The sequence below is a fragment of the Celeribacter arenosi genome (assembly GCF_039539485.1).
Lineage (GTDB): Bacteria > Pseudomonadota > Alphaproteobacteria > Rhodobacterales > Rhodobacteraceae > Celeribacter > Celeribacter arenosi.
The window spans coordinates 136,596-155,405 of sequence record NZ_BAABDF010000005.1; the positions used below are offsets into that span (position 1 = coordinate 136,596).

The 18,810-nt window shown below is 61.8% G+C and carries 18 protein-coding genes and 1 tRNA gene; 10 read left to right on the forward strand and 9 right to left on the reverse strand.

Annotated elements, in window-relative coordinates; all coding sequences use genetic code 11:
* The first annotated feature begins 3 nt into the window (after positions 1-3).
* A complete protein-coding gene (gene urtE, locus ABD815_RS05745) occupies positions 4-702 on the forward strand; it encodes an urea ABC transporter ATP-binding subunit UrtE (RefSeq protein WP_344844782.1) in 699 nt (232 codons plus the stop codon).
* An 8-nt stretch (positions 703-710) separates the two neighbouring features.
* On the opposite strand, the gene ABD815_RS05750 is transcribed toward urtE, so the two are convergent.
* Positions 711-1,616 carry an SMP-30/gluconolactonase/LRE family protein gene (locus tag ABD815_RS05750; RefSeq protein ID WP_344844785.1) on the reverse strand — a complete coding sequence of 302 codons (906 nt, stop codon included), beginning with the start codon at positions 1,614-1,616 and terminating at the stop codon, positions 711-713.
* A gap of 264 nt (positions 1,617-1,880) precedes the next feature.
* Between ABD815_RS05750 and ABD815_RS05755 the strand changes: the two genes are divergently transcribed.
* From ABD815_RS05755 to ABD815_RS05780, 6 genes are all read left to right on the forward strand, one after another.
* The gene (locus tag ABD815_RS05755) at positions 1,881-2,594 is read left to right on the forward strand and encodes a FadR/GntR family transcriptional regulator (protein ID WP_344844790.1); all 714 of its coding nucleotides are present in this window, start codon (positions 1,881-1,883) and stop codon (positions 2,592-2,594) included.
* Positions 2,595-2,707: 113 nt separating this feature from the next.
* On the forward strand, positions 2,708-3,844 hold the full coding sequence (locus tag ABD815_RS05760; protein ID WP_344844795.1) for a sugar ABC transporter substrate-binding protein: 1,137 nt from the start codon (positions 2,708-2,710) through the stop codon (positions 3,842-3,844).
* A 65-nt stretch (positions 3,845-3,909) separates the two neighbouring features.
* Entirely contained in the window at positions 3,910-5,439 is a 1,530-nt protein-coding gene (locus ABD815_RS05765) for a sugar ABC transporter ATP-binding protein (protein WP_344844799.1), read from the forward strand.
* On the forward strand, positions 5,436-6,479 hold the full coding sequence (locus ABD815_RS05770; RefSeq protein WP_344844804.1) for an ABC transporter permease: 1,044 nt from the start codon (positions 5,436-5,438) through the stop codon (positions 6,477-6,479). Before ABD815_RS05765 ends, ABD815_RS05770 begins: the two co-directional genes overlap by 4 nt.
* Entirely contained in the window at positions 6,476-7,432 is a 957-nt protein-coding gene (locus tag ABD815_RS05775; protein ID WP_344844808.1) for an ABC transporter permease, read from the forward strand. The genes ABD815_RS05770 and ABD815_RS05775 overlap by 4 nt, the downstream gene beginning before the upstream one ends.
* Before the next feature lie 182 nt (positions 7,433-7,614).
* Positions 7,615-9,666: a DEAD/DEAH box helicase gene (locus ABD815_RS05780; RefSeq protein WP_344844810.1), complete on the forward strand. Its 2,052-nt coding sequence runs from the start codon at positions 7,615-7,617 to the stop codon at positions 9,664-9,666.
* 65 nt (positions 9,667-9,731) lie between these two features.
* On the opposite strand, the gene ABD815_RS05785 is transcribed toward ABD815_RS05780, so the two are convergent.
* The gene (locus ABD815_RS05785) at positions 9,732-10,427 is read right to left on the reverse strand and encodes an endonuclease/exonuclease/phosphatase family protein (RefSeq protein WP_344844813.1); all 696 of its coding nucleotides are present in this window, start codon (positions 10,425-10,427) and stop codon (positions 9,732-9,734) included.
* A gap of 41 nt (positions 10,428-10,468) precedes the next feature.
* Here ABD815_RS05785 and ABD815_RS05790 point away from each other — a divergent pair, with 41 nt between their 5' ends.
* Positions 10,469-11,125, forward strand: a complete 657-nt coding sequence (locus tag ABD815_RS05790; RefSeq protein ID WP_344844815.1) for a DUF2238 domain-containing protein — start codon at positions 10,469-10,471, stop codon at positions 11,123-11,125.
* A 70-nt stretch (positions 11,126-11,195) separates the two neighbouring features.
* On the opposite strand, the gene ABD815_RS05795 is transcribed toward ABD815_RS05790, so the two are convergent.
* From ABD815_RS05795 to puuE, 4 genes are all read right to left on the reverse strand, one after another.
* Positions 11,196-11,272: transfer RNA gene (locus ABD815_RS05795), tRNA-Met, on the reverse strand.
* 215 nt (positions 11,273-11,487) lie between these two features.
* The gene (locus tag ABD815_RS05800) at positions 11,488-11,967 is read right to left on the reverse strand and encodes an ureidoglycolate lyase (protein ID WP_344844818.1); all 480 of its coding nucleotides are present in this window, start codon (positions 11,965-11,967) and stop codon (positions 11,488-11,490) included.
* Entirely contained in the window at positions 11,964-12,794 is an 831-nt protein-coding gene (locus ABD815_RS05805; RefSeq protein WP_344844820.1) for a bifunctional allantoicase/(S)-ureidoglycine aminohydrolase, read from the reverse strand. Before ABD815_RS05805 ends, ABD815_RS05800 begins: the two co-directional genes overlap by 4 nt.
* A 13-nt stretch (positions 12,795-12,807) precedes the next feature.
* Positions 12,808-14,226: an allantoinase PuuE gene (puuE, locus tag ABD815_RS05810; RefSeq protein WP_344844823.1), complete on the reverse strand. Its 1,419-nt coding sequence runs from the start codon at positions 14,224-14,226 to the stop codon at positions 12,808-12,810.
* Positions 14,227-14,372: 146 nt separating this feature from the next.
* On the opposite strand from puuE, the gene uraH reads away from it, so the two are divergent.
* Complete coding sequence (gene uraH, locus ABD815_RS05815; RefSeq protein ID WP_344844825.1) at positions 14,373-14,732, forward strand: hydroxyisourate hydrolase; 360 nt, start codon at positions 14,373-14,375, stop codon at positions 14,730-14,732.
* 2 nt (positions 14,733-14,734) lie between these two features.
* Positions 14,735-15,967: a urate hydroxylase PuuD gene (locus ABD815_RS05820; RefSeq protein WP_344844828.1), complete on the forward strand. Its 1,233-nt coding sequence runs from the start codon at positions 14,735-14,737 to the stop codon at positions 15,965-15,967.
* Here the strand turns inward: ABD815_RS05820 and ABD815_RS05825 are convergent, their stop codons facing one another.
* The 3 genes from ABD815_RS05825 to ABD815_RS05835 all read right to left on the reverse strand — a co-directional run bounded on the left by ABD815_RS05825 (position 15,968) and on the right by ABD815_RS05835 (position 18,784).
* The gene (locus ABD815_RS05825; protein ID WP_344844831.1) at positions 15,968-16,954 is read right to left on the reverse strand and encodes an aldose epimerase family protein; all 987 of its coding nucleotides are present in this window, start codon (positions 16,952-16,954) and stop codon (positions 15,968-15,970) included.
* Entirely contained in the window at positions 16,951-17,787 is an 837-nt protein-coding gene (locus ABD815_RS05830) for an SMP-30/gluconolactonase/LRE family protein (RefSeq protein ID WP_344844834.1), read from the reverse strand. The genes ABD815_RS05825 and ABD815_RS05830 overlap by 4 nt, the downstream gene beginning before the upstream one ends.
* Positions 17,788-17,887: 100 nt before the next feature.
* Entirely contained in the window at positions 17,888-18,784 is an 897-nt protein-coding gene (locus tag ABD815_RS05835) for a 2-dehydro-3-deoxygalactonokinase (RefSeq protein ID WP_344844836.1), read from the reverse strand.
* Between the last annotated feature and the right edge of the window lie 26 nt (positions 18,785-18,810).

Consider the following 18,810-nt stretch of genomic DNA (forward strand, 5'->3'; position numbering starts at 1 on the left):
CCGATGCTGGACGTCAAAAACCTCACGCTGCACTACGGCGGCTCGCAAATCCTCTACGACGTTGATCTCGCCGCCAAAACCGGCGAAGTCACCTGCATCATGGGCACCAATGGCGTGGGCAAAACCTCGCTGCTCAAAGCGATCTGTGGCACCCATCCCCACTCCGGCGGCTCACTGCACCTCGGCGACACCGACATCTCGCGCGCCTCCGCCAACGCGCGCGCCCAACAGGGCGTCGGCGTGGTCCCGCAGGGCCGGATGATCTTCCCGCTACTCACCGTCAAAGAAAACCTGGAGACCGGATTCGCCTGCCTGCCCGCCTCGGAACGCCACATCCCCGACGAGGTCTACGAGCTCTTCCCGATCCTCAAAGACTTCCTGCACAGACGCGGCGGGGATCTCTCGGGCGGCCAACAACAACAACTCGCCATCGCCCGCGCGCTGATCATCAAACCGAAACTCCTGCTGCTCGATGAACCGACCGAAGGCATCCAGCCCAACATCATCCAACAAATCGGGCGGGTGATCTCGCTCCTGCGCGAACGCGGCGACATGGCCATCGTGCTGGTCGAACAATATTTCGACTTCGCCTACGACCTCGCCGACAGCCTCGTCTTCATGGAACGCGGCCGCGTCACCTCACGCCACGCCAAGGCCGACATCACCAAAGAAGACGCCGCCAAGGTCTTCCGCATCGCCTGATCCGCCCCCTAGCGCGCCGCGCCCGTCGCGTTGACGTAGATCGCGCGCAGCGTCGTGGTCGCGCAGATGAAAAGGCGGTTCTTTTTAGGCCCCCCGAATACCAGATTGGCCACGGTTTCCTCGATCCTGATCTTGCCCAACAGCACCCCGTCGGCCCCGTAGCAATGCACCCCGTCACCCGCAGAGGTCCAGATGTTGCCCTGCGTATCGACACGGAATCCATCAAACAATCCCGCGTCGCTTTTGACAAAATCCACCCCCGCACCGACGCCGTCCCCCTGCACCTCATAGGCGCGAATCACAGGGTCGCAATCGGGTTCATGGGTCTGCCCCGTATCGGCGATATAGAGCAGGCTTTCATCGGGCGAAAACGCCAACCCGTTGGGCTGCACCATGTCGGAAACCACCATGGAAACCGCGCCTGACGGGTCGATGCGATAGACATTGCGCGCGCCGATCTCGCTCTCGGCCGCGTCGCCTTCATAGTCGCTGTCGATGCCATAGGAGGGGTCGGTGAACCAGATCGAGCCATCCGATTTCACCACCACATCATTGGGCGAATTGAACCGCGCACCCTCGAATCGGTCCGCCAGAACGGTGTAGCTGCCGTCATGTTCGATCCGGCTCACACAGCGCCCGCGATGCTCGCAAGACACCAATCGCCCCTCCAGATCGACCGTATGACCGTTGTGATTTTGACACGGTTTTTCAAAGGTCGTCACATAGCCGCTGCATTCGTCCCATCGCATCACCCGATCGTTGGGAATGTCCGACCAGACCACATAGCGCCCCGCCGCGAAATAGGCCGGCCCTTCGCACCATCGCCCCGCATTCCACAACGTCTCCAGACGCGCGTTTGTATGGATGAGTCCGCCAAAGCGGGGATCGTGAATTTCATAGATTTCGGTGCTCATGGTCTCTCCCTCGCGCCTTTCGTTCCTGCGTGACCCGCTCCTGCGTGGTCCAACCAATGCGCGCAGGAAGTGCCGTTGCGTCAACACGTTAGCTTAAAGCACGAGGTCTATTTGTGGGTCAATACAGCAATATTTGACCCGCAAATGAATCTTAACTGGGGTATTGACTTCTATTTGTGGGACAAATTAGCGTTAGGGCGAGATGGATGAGGGCGGTCGACGGGGAAATTCGCCCCCGACCACCGAAAAAGGCAGGGGGTGCCAATGGCCGATGAGGTCCACACAGACGGGGAAATCGACACGCGCTCGGCCGTGGACATCGTGGTTGGACAAATGCGCCAACTGATCAGCGAACGCGGCCTCAGGGTCGGGGACCAACTGCCCACCGAACGCGAATTATGCGAAACCTTCAAAAGCTCGCGCAACACCGTGCGCGAAGCCATGCGCATCCTCAAAGCCTACGGTGTCGTCGAAGTGCGCCCCAAAGTCGGGGCCACCATCGTGGACAACCGCATGTCCTCGGCGATGGACATGTTTTCCTTCAACGTCATGGACATCTCGCGCGACACGTTTTCGGACATCCAACGGTTCCGCAGCCTGCTCGAAGTCTCCTCGGTCGAGGAGATCTTCGACAACATCCGCCCCGAAGACATTGCCGCCCTGCGCGAGATCAACACCGAAATGGTCAACGCCGTGGGCATCGAAGACGCATCCGAATGCGATTTCCGGTTTCACACCCGCCTCATCAGCGTCCTGCACAACAAGGCGATTCTGGACGTCTACGGCCTGATGAAACCCGTCATCGTGAGGATCATGCGAAAGGGCAAAACCCGCCACACCTTCGCAACCTCCACCTACAACGAACACGAACAGGTGCTCGATGCTTTGGAGGCACGCGACCGCATTGCCTACCAGTACCGGCTCAAAAGCCACCTCGAAATGGGGTTCGCGCAATTCACTCAGGTCGAGACATTTTAGGGAGACTTGGACCTGACAAGAAGGCGCTGCCTGCCGTGCAGGGAAAGCGCCCACGGGCTCGACGCCACGTCTTGCCCACTCGCACAACAGATTTCCAATGGGAGGAAAATCGAATGAAAACTGGACTTTCACTTATCGCCCTGGCGACCGCCGCGGCACTGGGGACCTCTGCAGCCTTCGCAGGTCCCGCCATCGTCGACGGCCCCGGCGCCAACCCCGCGTGCTTCGTGCCATGGGATGACGGCACCAAATACATGCAATGGGAGGGGCGCGAAGGCCCGTTCCGCATCGCCGTGGTCAACGGTTTTGTGGGCAACACATGGCGCATCCAGATGATCAAAACGGCCAAGGCATTCGCCCAGGACCCCACGATCGCTGACAAGATCTCCGACTTCAAAGTCGTCTCCACAGGCACGGATGCCCCCGCCCAACTCGGCGCGATCGAGGACTTCATCAACCAAGGCTACGACGCCATCATCACCATCGCCGTCAGCCCCGATGGCTTTGACCGTGTGATCCGTCTGGCCGACCGCGAAAACGTCGTGCTCGTGCCCTTTGACAACGTGCTCGACACCGACGCGGTCATGCAGGTGAACGAAGACCAACTCGCCATGGGACGCGCCTATGCGACCCATGTTGTCGCCGAACTTGCCAAAATCGGCAAAACCTCCGGCAAGGTTCTCGAAGTGCGCGGTCTGGCGGGCAACTCCGTGGACCGTGACCGCTCCATCGGCATCAACACGGTGCTCGATGAATCGGGTGGCGACTGGGAACGCGTGAGCGTTGTGGGCAACTGGGATGACGGCACCGCGCAAAAAGTCGTGGCCGACGCCATCGCCGTGCACGGTGAATTCGACGCCATCCTCGCACAGGGCGGCACCACCGGCGTTGTGCGCGCGATGCTCGATGCAGGTCACCCGATGGTGCCTGTCTCCGGTGAGGCCGAAAACGGCTATCGCAAACTGATGGCCGAACACTCCGACGAGGGCCTCACAGGCATCTCCATCGGTCAGTCCCCGGGTCTGGTCGCGATCGCCATGAAGGCCGCCGTGAGCGCGCTCGAAGGCGAAGTCATGCCCCAACTGATCTCCGTGCCACTGCCGACGGCAACCTATGACGAGCTTGAGGACGGCGTGAACTACTGGTCGGACCTTCCCGATAACTTCTTCACAGTAAACGAATTTCCACCCTGTGATGTGAATATTTCGGGTCCCGCCATCATGTCTCAGGACGAAGCGGACGTGAACTAAACTCCCGCGTTACCGGGGCGCCCCACGCGGGCGCCCCATTCGTCACCCAAAGAGAAAACAGGCCCATGACCGAGACAAATGGACTCGTCCAACTGCGAGGTGTGTCGCGCTACTTCGGCGGCATCACAGCGCTCAAAGACGTGGATTTTTCCTGCCACCCCGGATCCGTTCACGGCATTCTGGGCGAAAACGGCGCAGGCAAATCGACCCTCATCAAAATCCTCTCGGGCGTGCTCGAAGCCAGCGAAGGCCGCATGTCCGTCGATGGCAATGACGTCGCCTACCGCACCCCGTCACAGGCCACCAAAGACGGCATCGTGTGCATCTTTCAGGAACTTTCGCTGACCCCCGACCTCTCGGTGGCCGACAATATTTTCATCGACAACCCGCCCCGCTGGATGGGGATGATCGACCGGCGCGCCCAGCGGCGCATGGCCATCGACGTCCTCGCGCGGATCAAATGCGCCGATGTCGATCCCGATACCCTCGTGCGCGATCTTAGCCTGTCTCGACGCCAGATGGTCGAAATCGCCAAAGCGATCTCCAAAAACCCGCGCGTGCTGATCCTCGACGAAGCCACCTCGGCCCTCACCAGCCGCGATGTGCAAACCGTCTACGGGCTGCTCAACAAATTGCGCGACGACGGGGTGTCCTGCCTGTTCATCTCCCACCGCATGCAAGAGGTCGAAGCGCTCTGCGACCGCCTCTCGGTGTTCCGGAACGGCCAACACATCCGCACCTTCACCAAAGGCGAGCTGAGCGAATCCGAAATCGTCAAACTGATGATCGGACGCGACATCACGGCCCACTACCCGCCAAAACCGACCGCCCCGCATGTCGATCATGACGCGGGCGCACCGGCGCTGAAAATCACCAACCTGACATGGGAAAACCGCCTCAAAGGCGTCGATCTCGACGTCGGCGCGGGCGAAATCGTCGGGCTGGGCGGGCTGGACGGGCAGGGGCACAAAGAACTGCTGCTCGCCCTCTTTGGTGTTCTCAAAGGCGTACAGGGTCAGGTCGAACTGAACGGCCAACCCTTTCGCCCCCTCTCTCCGGCGGCCTGCAAGAAAGCCTCCATTGCGCTGGTCCCGGAGGACCGCAAAACCGAAGGCCTGATGTTGCAACTCTCGATTGCCGACAACATCCTGCTGCCCAACTACCCGGGCGTGTCGCGCGGACCGCTCGTCGATCCGGCCCGCGCCGCCGACGTGGTCCAACGCGCCATCACCAAACTGCAGATCAAAACCTCCGACCCCGGCATCGCGGTCGAAACCCTCTCGGGGGGCAACCAGCAAAAGGTGGTGATCGCCAAATGGCTGATGCTCGATCCGGATGTGATCCTTCTCAACGACCCCACGCGCGGGATCGACGTGGGCACCAAACAGGAAATCTACCGCCTGATGCGCGACCTCGCCAACGCGGGCAAAGCGATCCTGTTCTACTCCACCGATTACGCCGAACTGATCGGCTGCTGCGACCGCGTGTCGGTCATGTATGACGGCGCGGTCGTGCGCGACCTATCCGGCGAAACCCTCACCGAGGAAGCCATCGTCAGCGCCTCCCTCAACATCCACGCAGGAGATGCGGCATGATCGACAAACTCCGCACCCTCGTGTTGCGCAACGGCGGTTTTAGTGCCGCCCTCGCCATGTTTCTGGTGTTCTTCATCTCCTACCAGATGCTCCACCCGCGCGGCTTTTCCACCGCCGTCTTCATCCAGAACGCCAATGAAAGCGTCGCCATCGGCTTTGTCGCTATCGCCCAGACCATTCCGGTGCTGCTCGGCGGGCTCGACCTGTCGGTCGGGGCGGTGATGACGCTGGCCAATACCATCGCCTCCCACCTTGTGACCGGCACGCCGCTGCAAATGGTGCTGGGCATGATCGCCACGCTGCTGATCGGCTCCGCCTTCGGGCTGATGAACGGGCTCATCGTGGTCTACGGGCGCATCCAACCGATCATCGCCACGCTGGCCACAGGGGCCATCGCCATCGGCCTCGCCCTGCTGATCCGCCCCTCTCCGGGGGGTGAAATCGACCCCGACCTGAACTGGGCGCTGACCAATGCGGTCTTTGACATGGCCGAAACCTTCGGCTTTGCCGACAACGGTAACGCAGCATGGCTGCAACCCATCGCCAATATCCCCGTGCCGCTCATCATCATCCTTGTGGTCGGCGTGGGCGTGTGGCTGCCGTTTAAACGCACCGTCACTGGACGCACCATCTACGCCATCGGATCCTCGGAAGGGGCCGCCTATATGTCCGGCCTCCCCGTGGCGCGCGCCAAAATCGCCGCCTTCACCATGGCGGGCTTCTTTGCCTCCTGCGGCGGGCTCTACCTCGCGATCCAGACCTCCTCGGGCAACGCGGACATCTCACAGGCAGGGGCCTATACGCTCAATTCCATCGCCGCCGTGGTGCTGGGCGGCACATCGCTGCTCGGCGGGATCGGGGGCGCCATCGGGTCGCTCATCGGGGCAGGCATCCTGCGCGTGATCTCGTTTTACTTCCGCATCCTGTCCATCGACCCCCTCCTGCAACCGCTGATCGAAGGCCTGGTCCTGCTCGGCGCCGTCAGCCTCGGCGCGCTTCGAACCTTCCGCGTCAAAAACATGATGGAGCTCTTCCGGTGACCCTCATCAATCGCATCGGGCCGCAAAACCGCCCCATCGCCATCGCCATCGGCTTTACCTTTGCCATCATCCTCGTGGGCACCGCCTATACATTGGCGACCCAAGGCACGATGCCGATGCTGCAACCCAACTACCTGCTGCAACAGCTACAGATCGGATCGTTCCTCGGCATCTGCGCGGCGGGCATGATGGTGGTCATCCTGATGGGCCATATCGACCTCTCCGTGCCATGGACCCTGACGGCGGCGGCAATGATGGCCACAACCGTGGGCGGTCCATGGGCCATTCCCGCAGGCCTCGCGGTGGGGCTGCTCGTGGGCGTCGTGAACGGGCTGGGCGTGTCCTATTTGCGCATCCCCTCGATGATCTTCACCCTCGGGGTCGATTCCGTGCTGCGCGGTCTCATGGTCGCCCATACCGGCGGCTTTGCCCCCCAAACCGAAGCAACGCCGCTGATGCGTTTCCTCGCCGCCGACCGCATCCTCGGCCTGCCGGTCGCGATCTTCGTGTGGGCCGCGGTGTCGATCCTGATCACCGTGATGCTGACCCGCACAGGCTTTGGCAAATCGATCTACGCCACAGGGGCCAAAGAAGGCGCAGCCTACCTGTCGGGCATCCGCACCCGCCGCGTGGTGATCGGCGCCTTTGTCACCTCCTCGCTCTGCGCGGCCACAGCGGGCGTGCTGCTCGCCGGCTACTCCGCCAAAGCCTACCAAGGCATGGGCGGCCCCTTCCTGTTGCCCGCCATCGCCGCCGTGGTCCTCGGGGGCACCCATATTCTGGGCGGGCGCGGGCGCTATCTGGGCACACTCGTCGGCGTCATCCTGATCGTCTTCCTCAACTCCGTGCTCTCGATCATGCAAATGTCGGAGGCCTACCGCCAAATCATCTACGGCGTGGTGATCATCGTCATGCTGCTGATTTACGGCCGCGAAGGCCAAAGACGGCAATAATCCCCCTCATTCCCTCCCCTATCGCCCCCAATCGGGGCGATGGGCGCCATTCACCGCTCACAAAGATTCTGATAGCCTATACATCCGCCTCCCGACCCGTTACATGCGCTCTCTTGGCGGCAGACGACGCGACTGTGACCCCACTGGGCCACCAAATTCGTCATGAAACTCGAGGTACGGCTGTGAAGAAAACTCTGGCAGATGCGCTGGAAGCGCGCGGATATACATCCCTCACGGCAGTCCAAGAGGCCGTGACCAACCCTGAGACAGAGGGCAAAGACCTCCTCGTCTCCGCGCAAACGGGGTCGGGTAAAACCATCGGCTTCGGTCTGGCCATCGCGCCGCGCCTTCTGGGCGAAGGCGACCGCTTTGACACCGCCGGCGCGCCTTTGGCCCTCGTCATCGCCCCGACCCGCGAGTTGGCCCTACAGGTCAAACGCGAGCTTGCATGGCTGTTTGAAAAGGCAGGCTCCGTCATCGCCTCCACCGTGGGTGGCATGGATATGCGCGACGAACGCCGTGCTCTGGGCCGTGGTGCCCATATCGTCGTGGCCACACCGGGCCGTCTGCGCGACCACATCATGCGCGGCTCGATCGACCTGAGCGGCCTGCAGGCCGTGGTCCTTGATGAGGCCGACGAAATGCTCGACCTCGGTTTCCGCGAAGACCTCGAATTCATCCTCGAAAACGCCCCCGCAGAGCGCCAGACCCTGCTGTTCTCGGCCACCGTGCCCGCCGCCATCGCCAAGCTCGCCAAAAGCTATCAGAACGACGCGCTGCGCATCGCCACCACATCGGGCGCCTCCCAGCACGCCGACATCGAATACCGCGCTCTCAAAGTCTCCGCACGCGACGGCGAAAACGCCATCATCAACGTGCTGCGCTACTATGAATCCCCGAACGCCATCGTGTTCTGCAACACCCGCGCCATGGTGAACCGCCTCACCACGCGCCTGTCGAACCGTGGCTTCTCGGTCGTCGCGCTCTCTGGCGAATTGTCGCAAAACGAACGCACCCACGCGCTTCAGGCGATGCGCGACGGGCGCGCACGCGTCTGCGTGGCCACCGACGTGGCCGCGCGCGGGATCGACCTGCCAAACCTCGACCTCGTGGTGCATGCCGAATTGCCCACCAACGCCGAAACCCTCCTGCACCGTTCGGGCCGCACAGGCCGCGCCGGTCGCAAAGGCGTCAGCGTCCTGATCGCCCCTCTGGCGGCACAGAAAAAGGCATCACGCCTGCTCGGCTGGGCCAAACTCTCCGCCGTCTGGGACGCCGCACCAAGCGCCGAAGATGTGGCCGCCAAGGACGAAGAGCGCATGCTCGCCAACCCCGACTGGTTGGAGCCGATTGCCGAATCCGATCAGGCAACCGTCGCCAAACTCACCGAACAATTCACCACCGAACAAATCGCGGCCGCCTACCTGCGCCTCTATCACGAACGCCACTCGGCGCCTGAAGAGCTCTCGGATGCCAACGAACCCGCCAAAGCGCGCGAACCCTTCGGCCCGAGCGTGTGGTTCTCCCTCGAAGGCGGTCGTGCCGCCGGCGCAGAACCCCGCCGCCTCCTGCCGATGCTGTGCAAAATGGGCAACCTGACCAAGGAAGACATCGGCGCGATCCGCATCCAACCTGATGCCTCGATGATCGAAATCCGTCAGGGCTCGGTCGCCGGTTTCCTCGCCGCCGTCGGTCCCGCGATGACGCTCGAAGACGACGCCAAACTCACGCAACTGGACTCTGCCCCCAATCTGGGCGGCGGCGGTCCACGCCGTGACGATGGCCCGCGCCCCGATAAACCGCGCCCCGACAAACCGCGCTACGACAAAGGTCCCCGCGGCGACAAACCCCGTGGCGACAAACCGCGCTACGACAAACCGCGCGGCGACAAACCCAACTTCGACAAACCGCGCGCCAAAACACCGGGCACCACCACGCCCGTCGATTGGAACGACGATCCGACCCCGCGCGCCAAAAAACCCAAATCCGGCGCGGCAAAGCCCAAATACGCCAAAAAACCGCAAAGCCTGAACGAAAGCCACGAAGGCGCGGTCTTTGCAAAGGCGAAAAAGCCACGTCACTCAAAGTCGGGCAAAACCTCGACGGGCGGTGACGCCCCCCGCTCAGGCGCCCCGAAAACGCCGGTCGGTAAGCCCAACAGCAAAAAGAACCGCGCCCGCGCCGCCGCCAAATCCGCCGGTGCCCCCCATAAGGGCGGCAAACCGAAAGCCTGACCACACCTATAAGGCGCGCGGCCCCACATAGGGGGGCCGCCGCCCCGCGCAGGCAAAGACAGCTCCTAGGGCTGCGCGCGCACCTCGGCCAAAATCGGCAAATGATCGGACGGATGACTGCCCTTCGCCTTCACCGGCGCGGGCAACATGCGCACCTGCAACGCATCACAATGCGCCACACGGTCGAGCGCCCCCAGAGGCAGCGTCGAGGGATAGGTCCGCCCCGGCGTCAGGATCGTGTAATGGCGCGCCAACCGACCCAACCCCACCTTGCGCGACCACTCGTTGAAATCGCCCAAAATCACCGTCGGGCGCTGCGGCAAATCGGCCAGCGCCGTGCGGATCCGGTCCAATTGCATCCGGCGCGAATGGCGCAACAGCCCCAGATGCACCCCCACCACCCGCAGATGCGCCAGATCAACCGCAACCGCCCCGCGCGGCTCTAATCCGGGCAGGGGATAGCGGTGGATATCGCTGACTTCCAAATCGGGCCGCGCGAGCACAGCGATCCCGTGCCACCCCAAACTCACCGCATTCTCGGCCACGGGCACGGGGCGCAATCCGGTGTGGCTCTCGATCATGTCGCGGGGCAGGGCGGCAGGGCGCGCCCCCATCCGGTGATCGGCCTCCTGCAAGACCACCACATCGGCCTGCAGCGCCGAAATCGCCTCCAACACCCGCAACGGATCGCGCCGCAAATCTGTGCCCAGAGAGGCACGGATGTTGTAACTGGCCAGACGAAGGGGTGTGATGGCGGACATGAGACCTATATTGGGTTAAGACCCCCACTTTAGAAGGCCCCATGGTAAACCTCAAACACCGCCTCAAAAGCCCCATCGTGGTTCTGGTCATTCAGGCCATTCTCACGGTAGAGGCCGTGACCGGCATCGCGACCCAGACATGGTCCGCCGTCTTCGTGGCGCTCTCGACCCTCGTGTTGACGCTCCTGCCGCGCCGCTTTGCGGGCTACCTCGGCATCAACCTGCCGCGCGCGCTGCTCTCCGCCATCGTCGTCTTCATCTTCGCGGCCCTGTTTCTGGGCGAGGTCTCCGATTTCTACGAACGCTTCTGGTGGTGGGACGTGGTCCTCCACTTCATCTCCGCGCTCAGCTTCGGCCTGATGGGGTTCCTGTTGATCTTCATGCTGTTTGAGGGCGACCGTTACGCAGCCCCGCCCTGGGCGCTGGGCGTGCTCGCCTTCTGCGTCGGCCTGTCCATCGGCGCGCTCTGGGAGGTCTTCGAGTTCACCATGGACCAACTCTTTGCCATGAACATGCAGAAATCCGGCCTCGTGGACACGATGAAAGACCTCATCATCGACACGATCGGCGCCGCCATCGGCGCCCTCTCGGGCTTCCTCTACCTCAAAGGCCTCCAAATCCGAGGCCTCGGCCGCATCACCGACCAATTCGTAGAAGCCAACAAACGCTTCTACCGCAAACTACGCCGCAAAAAGTGACGCCAAAGCGCCGGGCCACGCCACAGGCGCCCCGCGATATCGCGGTCACATTAAACAAAAAGGGGGGATTTGGTAGCGGAGGAGGGACTTGAACCCCCGACACGCGGATTATGATTCCGCTGCTCTAACCAACTGAGCTACTCCGCCGAAGTGCCGCGTAGGTAGTCGCTCGTGGGCAGGGGGTCAAGAGGAAATCTGGACCTTTTCGCGCCACCATCCGCGCCGCCATCACCGCCGCGCGCGGATGGGATGTTTTAAAACATGTAAAAGATGTAAAACGGCAAATTCGCGGGATGTAAAACCCTGCAAAGACGCGCCACAAAGTCGTTAAAACACGACCAACACGCCCCTAAAAACGGGCCTCAGGCGACCACGACCCACGGCGCGTCGAACCGGTGTTCTTGCAGGTTCGCGGTGTCCCCGATCCGGTCGACCACCGCAAAAATCCCGCTGCCCGACAGAGGCGTCAAAACCCCGTGCCACGTGCCGCGATGGAAATTGATCGCCTGTTTTCCATTGGTCAAAAACGCCTTCGGCTGCGCCTCTGGGCCATCGCTGACGATCACCAGAAACGGGTCCGCGCTCATCGCGACAAAGGCCTGAGAGCCGTCGGGATGGCGCTCGATCAGGTCGAATTCATACGGCAGGGCGCGCAGCTCGGCGTGAAAAATCGACACGCCCGCACGCCCGCCATCCCCGAAATCCAAATCTGCGCGATCGTGAAAACGCCTGCATTTTCCGTCGTTTATCAGTTTATCGGGCGCGCCCTCGGCCTCCAGAACATCCCCATAGGGCGCAAAGCTCTGCGCACTCAGGGGCGAAATCGGGATCCGGCGGCTCATGCCAGATGTAGCTTTGGATGGCGGTTCACATCCTTATAGAGGAGGTAGCGGAACGGCCTGCGTCCGGCGGCATAACAGGCCTGCGGGCAGAACGCGCGCAGCCATAGGAAATCGCCCTCCGTCACCTCGACCCAGTCCTGATTGAGCAGGTAAACACCGCGCCCCTGCAGCACATATAGCCCGTGTTCCATCACATGGGTTTCGGCAAAGGGAATGGTCCCGCCGGGCAGGAAAGTGACGATGTTCACATGGAAATCATAGCGCAAATCATGGGGGTCAACGAAGCGCGAAGTGGACCAGTAACCGGAGGTATTCGGCATCTCCACAGGCGGCTTTTCGTTATCCGCGGTGACAAAGCTTTCGGGCACATCAATACCCGGCGCATGCTCGTAACGCTTTCTAATCCATACGAAAGTTGCCGGTGTGTCAAAATCGTTGGAGACCGTATATTTCTCGCCCGGCGCGATAAACGCATAGCCGCCCGGGTCCATTTCATAGGCCCGCGCCCCGATGGTCAAACGCAGATGTCCGGCCAGAACAAAGATCACACATTCCGCCAGCGGGTCCGGTTCGGGGTTGGACGATCCACCCCCCGGCGAAACCTCGACAATCAACTGCGCAAAGGTTTCGGCAAAGCCGCTGAGCGGGCGGGCCAGAACCCATGTCCGCGTGCGCTCCCAACCGGGCAGATAGCTGACCACGATGTCGGACAGAACGCCGTGCGGGATCACGGTATAGGCGTTGGTGAAAACCGCCCGTTCGCGTGCGTTCTGGTTTTGATCGGGCAAGCCCCCTGTGGGCGCGTAATAGGTGAACTCGTGGCTCATTTGTTCTTTCTTTTCATAGACCTGCGTCTTTTAGACGGTGCCATGCAATCCGTTCGACCTGCGCACAGGCCGCCGCAAACTCGACGTCGCGCGCATGTTCCAGACGGGTTTTGAAGGCGTGCATGATCGACGCCTTGGTATTGTCTTTTACCGCGATGATAAAGGGGAAGCCAAATCGCGCAACATATTGCGCGTTCAGATCCTCGAATGTCGCCCGCTCTTCATCGCTGAGCATATCGAGCCCCGCCGAGGCCTGTTCGCTGGTGCTTTCGCGCGTCAACCGTTTGGCCTGCGCGAGTTTCCCCGCCAGATCGGGGTGGGCGGTCAGAACGCCCAGACGTTCGTCCTCGCTGGCGGTTCGAAAGGCACGGCAGAGCACGGAATGCACCCCCTGCCACGTGTCATGCGCGGGCCCCAGTTCGAGGTCATAGGCACGATCGGCGACCCATGGGCTATGTTCGAAAATACCGCCGAAGCGGTCAACAAATCGCGCGCGATCCATCTGCGACGCACGCTCGCGGCGGGTGTGGGGATGGGCCTGCGCCCAATGCTGCGCGATATCAATCCGGCGCGGCTTCCATACCCCCTCAAACCCTTGGATATATTCGATAAACTTCTTCAGTCCCGCCAATTTCCCCGGCCGCCCGATCAGGCGGCAATGCAGGCCGATCGACATCATTTTGGGGGCGGTTTCGCCCTCGGCGTAGAGCACGTCAAAGGCGTCCTTAAGGTAGGTAAAAAACTGCTCTCCGGTGATATATCCCGGCGCGGTGGCAAAGCGCATGTCGTTGGCTTCCAGCGTATAGGGAATGATCAACTGGTCGCGATCCCCGACCTCCAGCCAATAGGGCAGATCGTCGTCGTAGGTGTCCGAAACATAGGCAAACCCGCCCTCTTCGGCGACCAGACGCACGGTGTTTTCGCTACACCGCCCGGTGTACCACCCGAGCGGACGCTCACCTGTGACCTCGGTGTGCAGGCGGATGGCCTCGGCAATCGCGGCGCGTTCTTCGGCCTCGGGCATGTCTTTGTGTTCGACCCATTTGAGGCCGTGAGAGGCGATTTCCCAATCCGCTTCCTGCATCGCCGCAACCTGTTCGGGCGAGCGGGCAAGAGCCGTCGCCACGCCGTAAATCGTCACCGGAATCTGCGCCTGTGTGAATAGTCGGTGCAGCCGCCAAAACCCCGCCCGCGCGCCATATTCGTAGATGCTCTCCATGTTCCAATGCCGCTGCCCGGGCCAAGGCGCGGCGCCCGCGATGTCGGACAAAAACGCCTCCGAACCCGCATCGCCGTGCAACACGTTATTCTCGCCGCCCTCTTCGTAATTCAGCACGAATTGCACCGCGATTTTCGCATTTCCGGGCCATTTCGGGTGCGGCGCATGGGCACCATAGCCGATCATGTTGCGGGGATAACGGGGCGGGGACATGGGCGAATTCCTTTGCTTGCGATGGAAATTTGACCAATTGCTTAAAAAACCACAAGTCTCGTTAAGCTCAAAGTACCGTTGCGATTGCGTCGACCGCCTCTTTCCGGCAGCGTGGCATTCAACCTGCATCAAAAAGAGGCACCAACGTGGCCGAGGGATACCTGACAACGCATGTTCTGGATACCGCGCGCGGATGCCCCGCAGCGGGGCTGACCATCGAACTCTATCGCTTGGTTGGCGAAGAGCGTCAAAAAATCGCGCAGAGCGTGACCAATGAGGACGGGCGCACAGATGCGCCGATCCTGCCGCGGGAGGCGTTTCAAACCGGGCAGTACGAATTGGTGTTTTCCGCCGGTGATTACCTGCGCGCATGCGGTCTTGATGCGCAGGAGCCCCTGTTCCTCGACGCCATCCCGATCCGGTTTGGCATGAACGACCCAGAGGCCCATTACCACGTGCCCTTGCTGCTGTCGCCTTACGGCTATTCTACCTATCGGGGAAGCTAATCATGCTGAGCGCAATACTATTTGAATGGCTCGAATTCGCCGTCCGCTGGGTCCATGTGATCACCGCGATCGCCTGGATCGGGTCGTCGTTCTACTTCATCGCACTCGACCTCGGGCTGCGTGCCTCCAGTGACCGCCGCAAAGGCGTGTCGGGCGAGGAATGGCAGGTCCACGGCGGCGGTTTCTACTTTATCCAGAAGTACATGGTCGCGCCGGCCCGCATGCCCGACGACCTGATCTGGTTCAAATGGGAAAGCTATTCGACGTGGCTGTCGGGCTTTGCGCTGATGATCCTCGTTTATTACCTCGGGGCCGAACTCTACCTCATCGACCCCAACATCCTCGACATCCCCATCTGGGCGGGTATCGCGATATCGCTGGGGTCCATGGTCTTTGGATGGGTCGCCTATGACCTGATCTGCAAATCGAAATTCGGCGACGACAACACACGGCTGATGATCTTTCTTTACATCATCCTCGTCGTCATGGCCTGGGCCTACACGCAGGTCTTCACAGGGCGCGCCGCCTTCCTGCATCTGGGTGCATTTACCGCCACGGTGATGACGGCAAACGTGTTCCTGATCATTATTCCGAACCAGAAGATCGTGGTGCAGGACCTGCGCGCCGATCGCACGCCGGATGCGAAATACGGCAAAATCGCCAAGCAGCGCTCGACCCATAACAACTACCTCACCCTGCCGGTTCTGTTCATGATGCTGGCCAACCACTACCCGCTGGCCTTCGCGAGCGAGTATAACTGGCTCATCGCGGCGCTGGTGTTCCTGATGGGGGTCACAATCCGTCATTTCTTCAACACCATGCACGCGCGCCGTGGCATGTTGTGGTGGACTTGGGGGGCAACGGCGGCGCTCTTTGCGGCCGTCATGTGGCTCTCCACGGCGGGCATTTACGGGCAGGACGATATGGATGAAGACCTGTCGTCTCTGGGCCCCGTCGCGCAGCGTTTTGCCAGCGCAGAAGGGTTCGAGGACATCCACGAGCTGATCACCATCAACTGTTCGATGTGCCACGCGCGCGAGCCCGTTTGGGATGGCATGGCATCCCCGCCCAAAGGCGTGCGTCTGGAAACAGCCGCGCAGGTGGCCACCCACGCCAAAGAGATATGGCTGCAGTCGGGCGTCACCCACGCCATGCCACCCGCGAACCTCACCTACATGGAGGAAGAGGCCCGCGCCGCAATCCGCGCATGGTACGCGGCAGGTGTGGAAGGGTGATCAGTGGCTAAACGACCACACCGTTTCCTGACGGTAGGTCTTGCCTGCAGAGACTTCAATCGACGGGAAATCGGAATGGTTTGGCGCGTCCGGCCACCCTTGGGCCTCTAGCGCGATCCCCGCAAAAGCAGGGTAGGGATGCCCACCGTGGCCGATGAATTTCCCGCTCGACACATGACCCGCATCAAAGACCTGCAGGCCCACTTCCGTGGTGTCCATACGCATCGATAGGCCGGATTTGCCGGTCAACGTGCAGGCATGTTTGAGCGTCCCCTGCGCGCCGTTCAGGCAGTAGTTGTGATCGTAAACCGGCGTGCCCGCGGTGAATTCGCGCCCCTCGCGCAGGTCGTAGACGCCCGACACATCAACCACACCCGTCGGGATAGAGGCCGCATCGACCGGCAGATAGCGGTCGGCATTCACGCGTAGCGTATGGCCGGTATTGGTCGACCGCCCGTCGAGGTTCCAATAGGAGTGGTTGGCGATGTTGAGCAACGTGTCCTTGTTGCTCGTGGCCTCCACGTTCATGCGCAGATGCGCCGGCGCGTCGACCGAATAGCGCACCCGCAATTGCCGGTTGCCGGGAAACCCGCCCTTGCCATCCGGCAAGTCGAGGGTCAGCGTCAGCGCACTTTCCGACAGGCTCTCCACGGTCCAGATTTCTGTCTCCATTCCATCGGGACCGCCATGCAAACAGGTCGTGCCTTCGTTCGCCACGAGGCTCAGAACGTCCCCGCCCAGAGGAGCGCGGGCATTGGCGATGCGGTTCGCCACCGGCCCCACGAGAGCGCCGAAATAGGTCAGCTCCCCACCGTCATAGGCCGCGAGGTCTTCGCTGCCCAGCGTGACGGAATGGGGCACGCCCTTGAGGTGCACGTCCTGCACGATTGCGCCGAGGGTCAGGATCGTCACCGTGATGTCGCCTGCGTGGATCGACAGAGCTTCCACGTCATGCCCGCTTTTGGTTTTACCGAATGGATGTCTCATAAGATGATCCGATGTTCTTTCTGGCCTTTGATGCCGGTTTCGATGCTGAATGTTTTGCCCTGATCGCCGCCCTCTTCGAGGCCCACCGCCGCCGAGGTTACGTAGAGCGTTGTGCCATCCGCGCCGCCAAATGCGGGGCAGGTGGTCTGCGCGGCGGGTAGATCGTAGTGGCGCAGTTTCTCGCCCTGTGGGGAGTAGACGCTCACACCGTGCCCGCCCCACACCGCATTCCAAAGGTTGCCTTGCGCATCCACGACGGCCCCGTCGGGGTGGGCTGCGTCTTTGATAAACACTTGCGGCTTTGCGCTCGGCCAACCTTCGTCGCCGAGCGGCACGGACATGATGTCGCCCACTCTGGTGTCGGTGAAATAGGCGGTCTTTCCGTCGGGAGAAAAACAGATCGCATTTGAGATGGTGATCTTGTCAAACAGCTTGCGCAGCTGCCCGCGATAGTAGCGGTAAATCGCGCCTGCACCGGCTTCGGCGTTCTTGCCCATGGTGCCGATCCAGAACCCGCCATAGGGATCCGCGCGCCCGTCGTTGGAGCGCGTCACCGGATTGTCGGATTCCAGAGACGCAACAAAGGACGTCTCGCCGGTTTCCAAGTTGAGCGTCGAGAGCGAGGTTTCCGAGGCCACCAGCAGTGTCTCACGATCAACCCATCCTGCGGCGGAAATGAATTCGTCGAACTGCCACTCATTGGCTTCGCCGTTCTCGCGCGTCAGCAATTTGTGCCCGATGATGTCGAACCAGAAAAACTGTTCGCGTTCGGGATGCCACAAAGGGCCTTCGCCCAACGCACAGACGCGGTCATCGAAAATTTCGTAGGTCACGTATTGTCTCCTCTTGGACCGCCGTCGGGACGGGGCTATGTGCCGCCGACGCGGGTACTGTGGTTTCGTGTGTGTCGCGATTTGGCGATGCGGGATAGGGTCACGACGCTATGCCTTGGATGCGCAGGTAGGCGGCATGAAGGCCCGCACGGGTCACCTCATCAGCGTCCGCCTGCTCACAAATGACGCCTTGCGCGCGCAGGCTGCGCTCATAGAGCGCGCTGAGTGCCGGTGCGCCGATGATGGCCACCGGTTGGCCGAGCCAGTAGGGCTTGGTCGCGGCGAGTTCGAGCCCGATCAACCCGCCCGACAACCGCGCCCGCGCGACCTGCGGGGGCGCTTGGGTCAGAAGGTCCGCGGCGCGCAGGCCAAAGAGATCACGCGCAAAGGTTTCGGGTCTTGTCATGGTTTCGGATAACGCCGCATCAAAGGCCTCGCGGTCCATTTCCTGCGTGTCGAGCGAATGGCGCAAAACCGTCTGTGTGGAAATCGCGGCAAAGACTTCGCCGCTCATCACGGTGCGAAATGACACCACCTCGCCCGCGCTCATGTGAACCCATTTGGTGTGGGTGCCGGGCAGGCATAGGATACCGTCAAACGACGGGTTCAGCGCCAAAAAACCAGCGATCTGGGTTTCTTCGCCGCGCATCACATCGGGCGGCGTGTCCTGCGCCAGTCCCGAAATCACGTCAACGCGCAGACGGGGGTCGGTGGTGGGGGCTGTGACGGTGGTGGTCAGCGGTTTGCAGGGCACACGGGAATATGGCGCCTCGACCCACCCCTGCCGCGACCCCACCATACCGCAGGCAACCACGGGCGTCGCCTCTGCGCCGAGCCAGTCGGAAACCAGATCGAGGAGCGCGGCTTCGAATTCGCTCGGCTGCAACCGGCCCATGCCACGGTCGGAGTGGCGGAGGTCAACGACGGCACCCCCGACCATGGCCCAAGCGCGCAGCGCAGTCGTGCCCCAATCCACAGCGATCCACTCGGTTTTCATGCGGCCCCTTCCGATCGACGCGGTCC

What these genes read in the sequence shown, in the direction of transcription:
- ABD815_RS05820 (WP_344844828.1), top strand. Translation starts at nt 14,735, where the DNA reads ATGCTGAGCGCAATACTATTTGAATGGCTCGAATTCGCCGTCCGCTGG.
- ABD815_RS05800 (WP_344844818.1), bottom strand. Translation starts at nt 11,967, where the DNA reads ATGAGCCGCCGGATCCCGATTTCGCCCCTGAGTGCGCAGAGCTTTGCG.
- ABD815_RS05785 (WP_344844813.1), bottom strand. Translation starts at nt 10,427, where the DNA reads ATGTCCGCCATCACACCCCTTCGTCTGGCCAGTTACAACATCCGTGCC.
- puuE (WP_344844823.1), bottom strand. Translation starts at nt 14,226, where the DNA reads ATGTCCCCGCCCCGTTATCCCCGCAACATGATCGGCTATGGTGCCCAT.
- ABD815_RS05750 (WP_344844785.1), bottom strand. Translation starts at nt 1,616, where the DNA reads ATGAGCACCGAAATCTATGAAATTCACGATCCCCGCTTTGGCGGACTC.
- ABD815_RS05825 (WP_344844831.1), bottom strand. Translation starts at nt 16,954, where the DNA reads ATGAGACATCCATTCGGTAAAACCAAAAGCGGGCATGACGTGGAAGCT.
- ABD815_RS05835 (WP_344844836.1), bottom strand. Translation starts at nt 18,784, where the DNA reads ATGAAAACCGAGTGGATCGCTGTGGATTGGGGCACGACTGCGCTGCGC.
- urtE (WP_344844782.1), top strand. Translation starts at nt 4, where the DNA reads ATGCTGGACGTCAAAAACCTCACGCTGCACTACGGCGGCTCGCAAATC.
- ABD815_RS05770 (WP_344844804.1), top strand. Translation starts at nt 5,436, where the DNA reads ATGATCGACAAACTCCGCACCCTCGTGTTGCGCAACGGCGGTTTTAGT.
- ABD815_RS05755 (WP_344844790.1), top strand. Translation starts at nt 1,881, where the DNA reads ATGGCCGATGAGGTCCACACAGACGGGGAAATCGACACGCGCTCGGCC.
- ABD815_RS05805 (WP_344844820.1), bottom strand. Translation starts at nt 12,794, where the DNA reads ATGAGCCACGAGTTCACCTATTACGCGCCCACAGGGGGCTTGCCCGAT.
- ABD815_RS05765 (WP_344844799.1), top strand. Translation starts at nt 3,910, where the DNA reads ATGACCGAGACAAATGGACTCGTCCAACTGCGAGGTGTGTCGCGCTAC.
- ABD815_RS05760 (WP_344844795.1), top strand. Translation starts at nt 2,708, where the DNA reads ATGAAAACTGGACTTTCACTTATCGCCCTGGCGACCGCCGCGGCACTG.
- ABD815_RS05790 (WP_344844815.1), top strand. Translation starts at nt 10,469, where the DNA reads ATGGTAAACCTCAAACACCGCCTCAAAAGCCCCATCGTGGTTCTGGTC.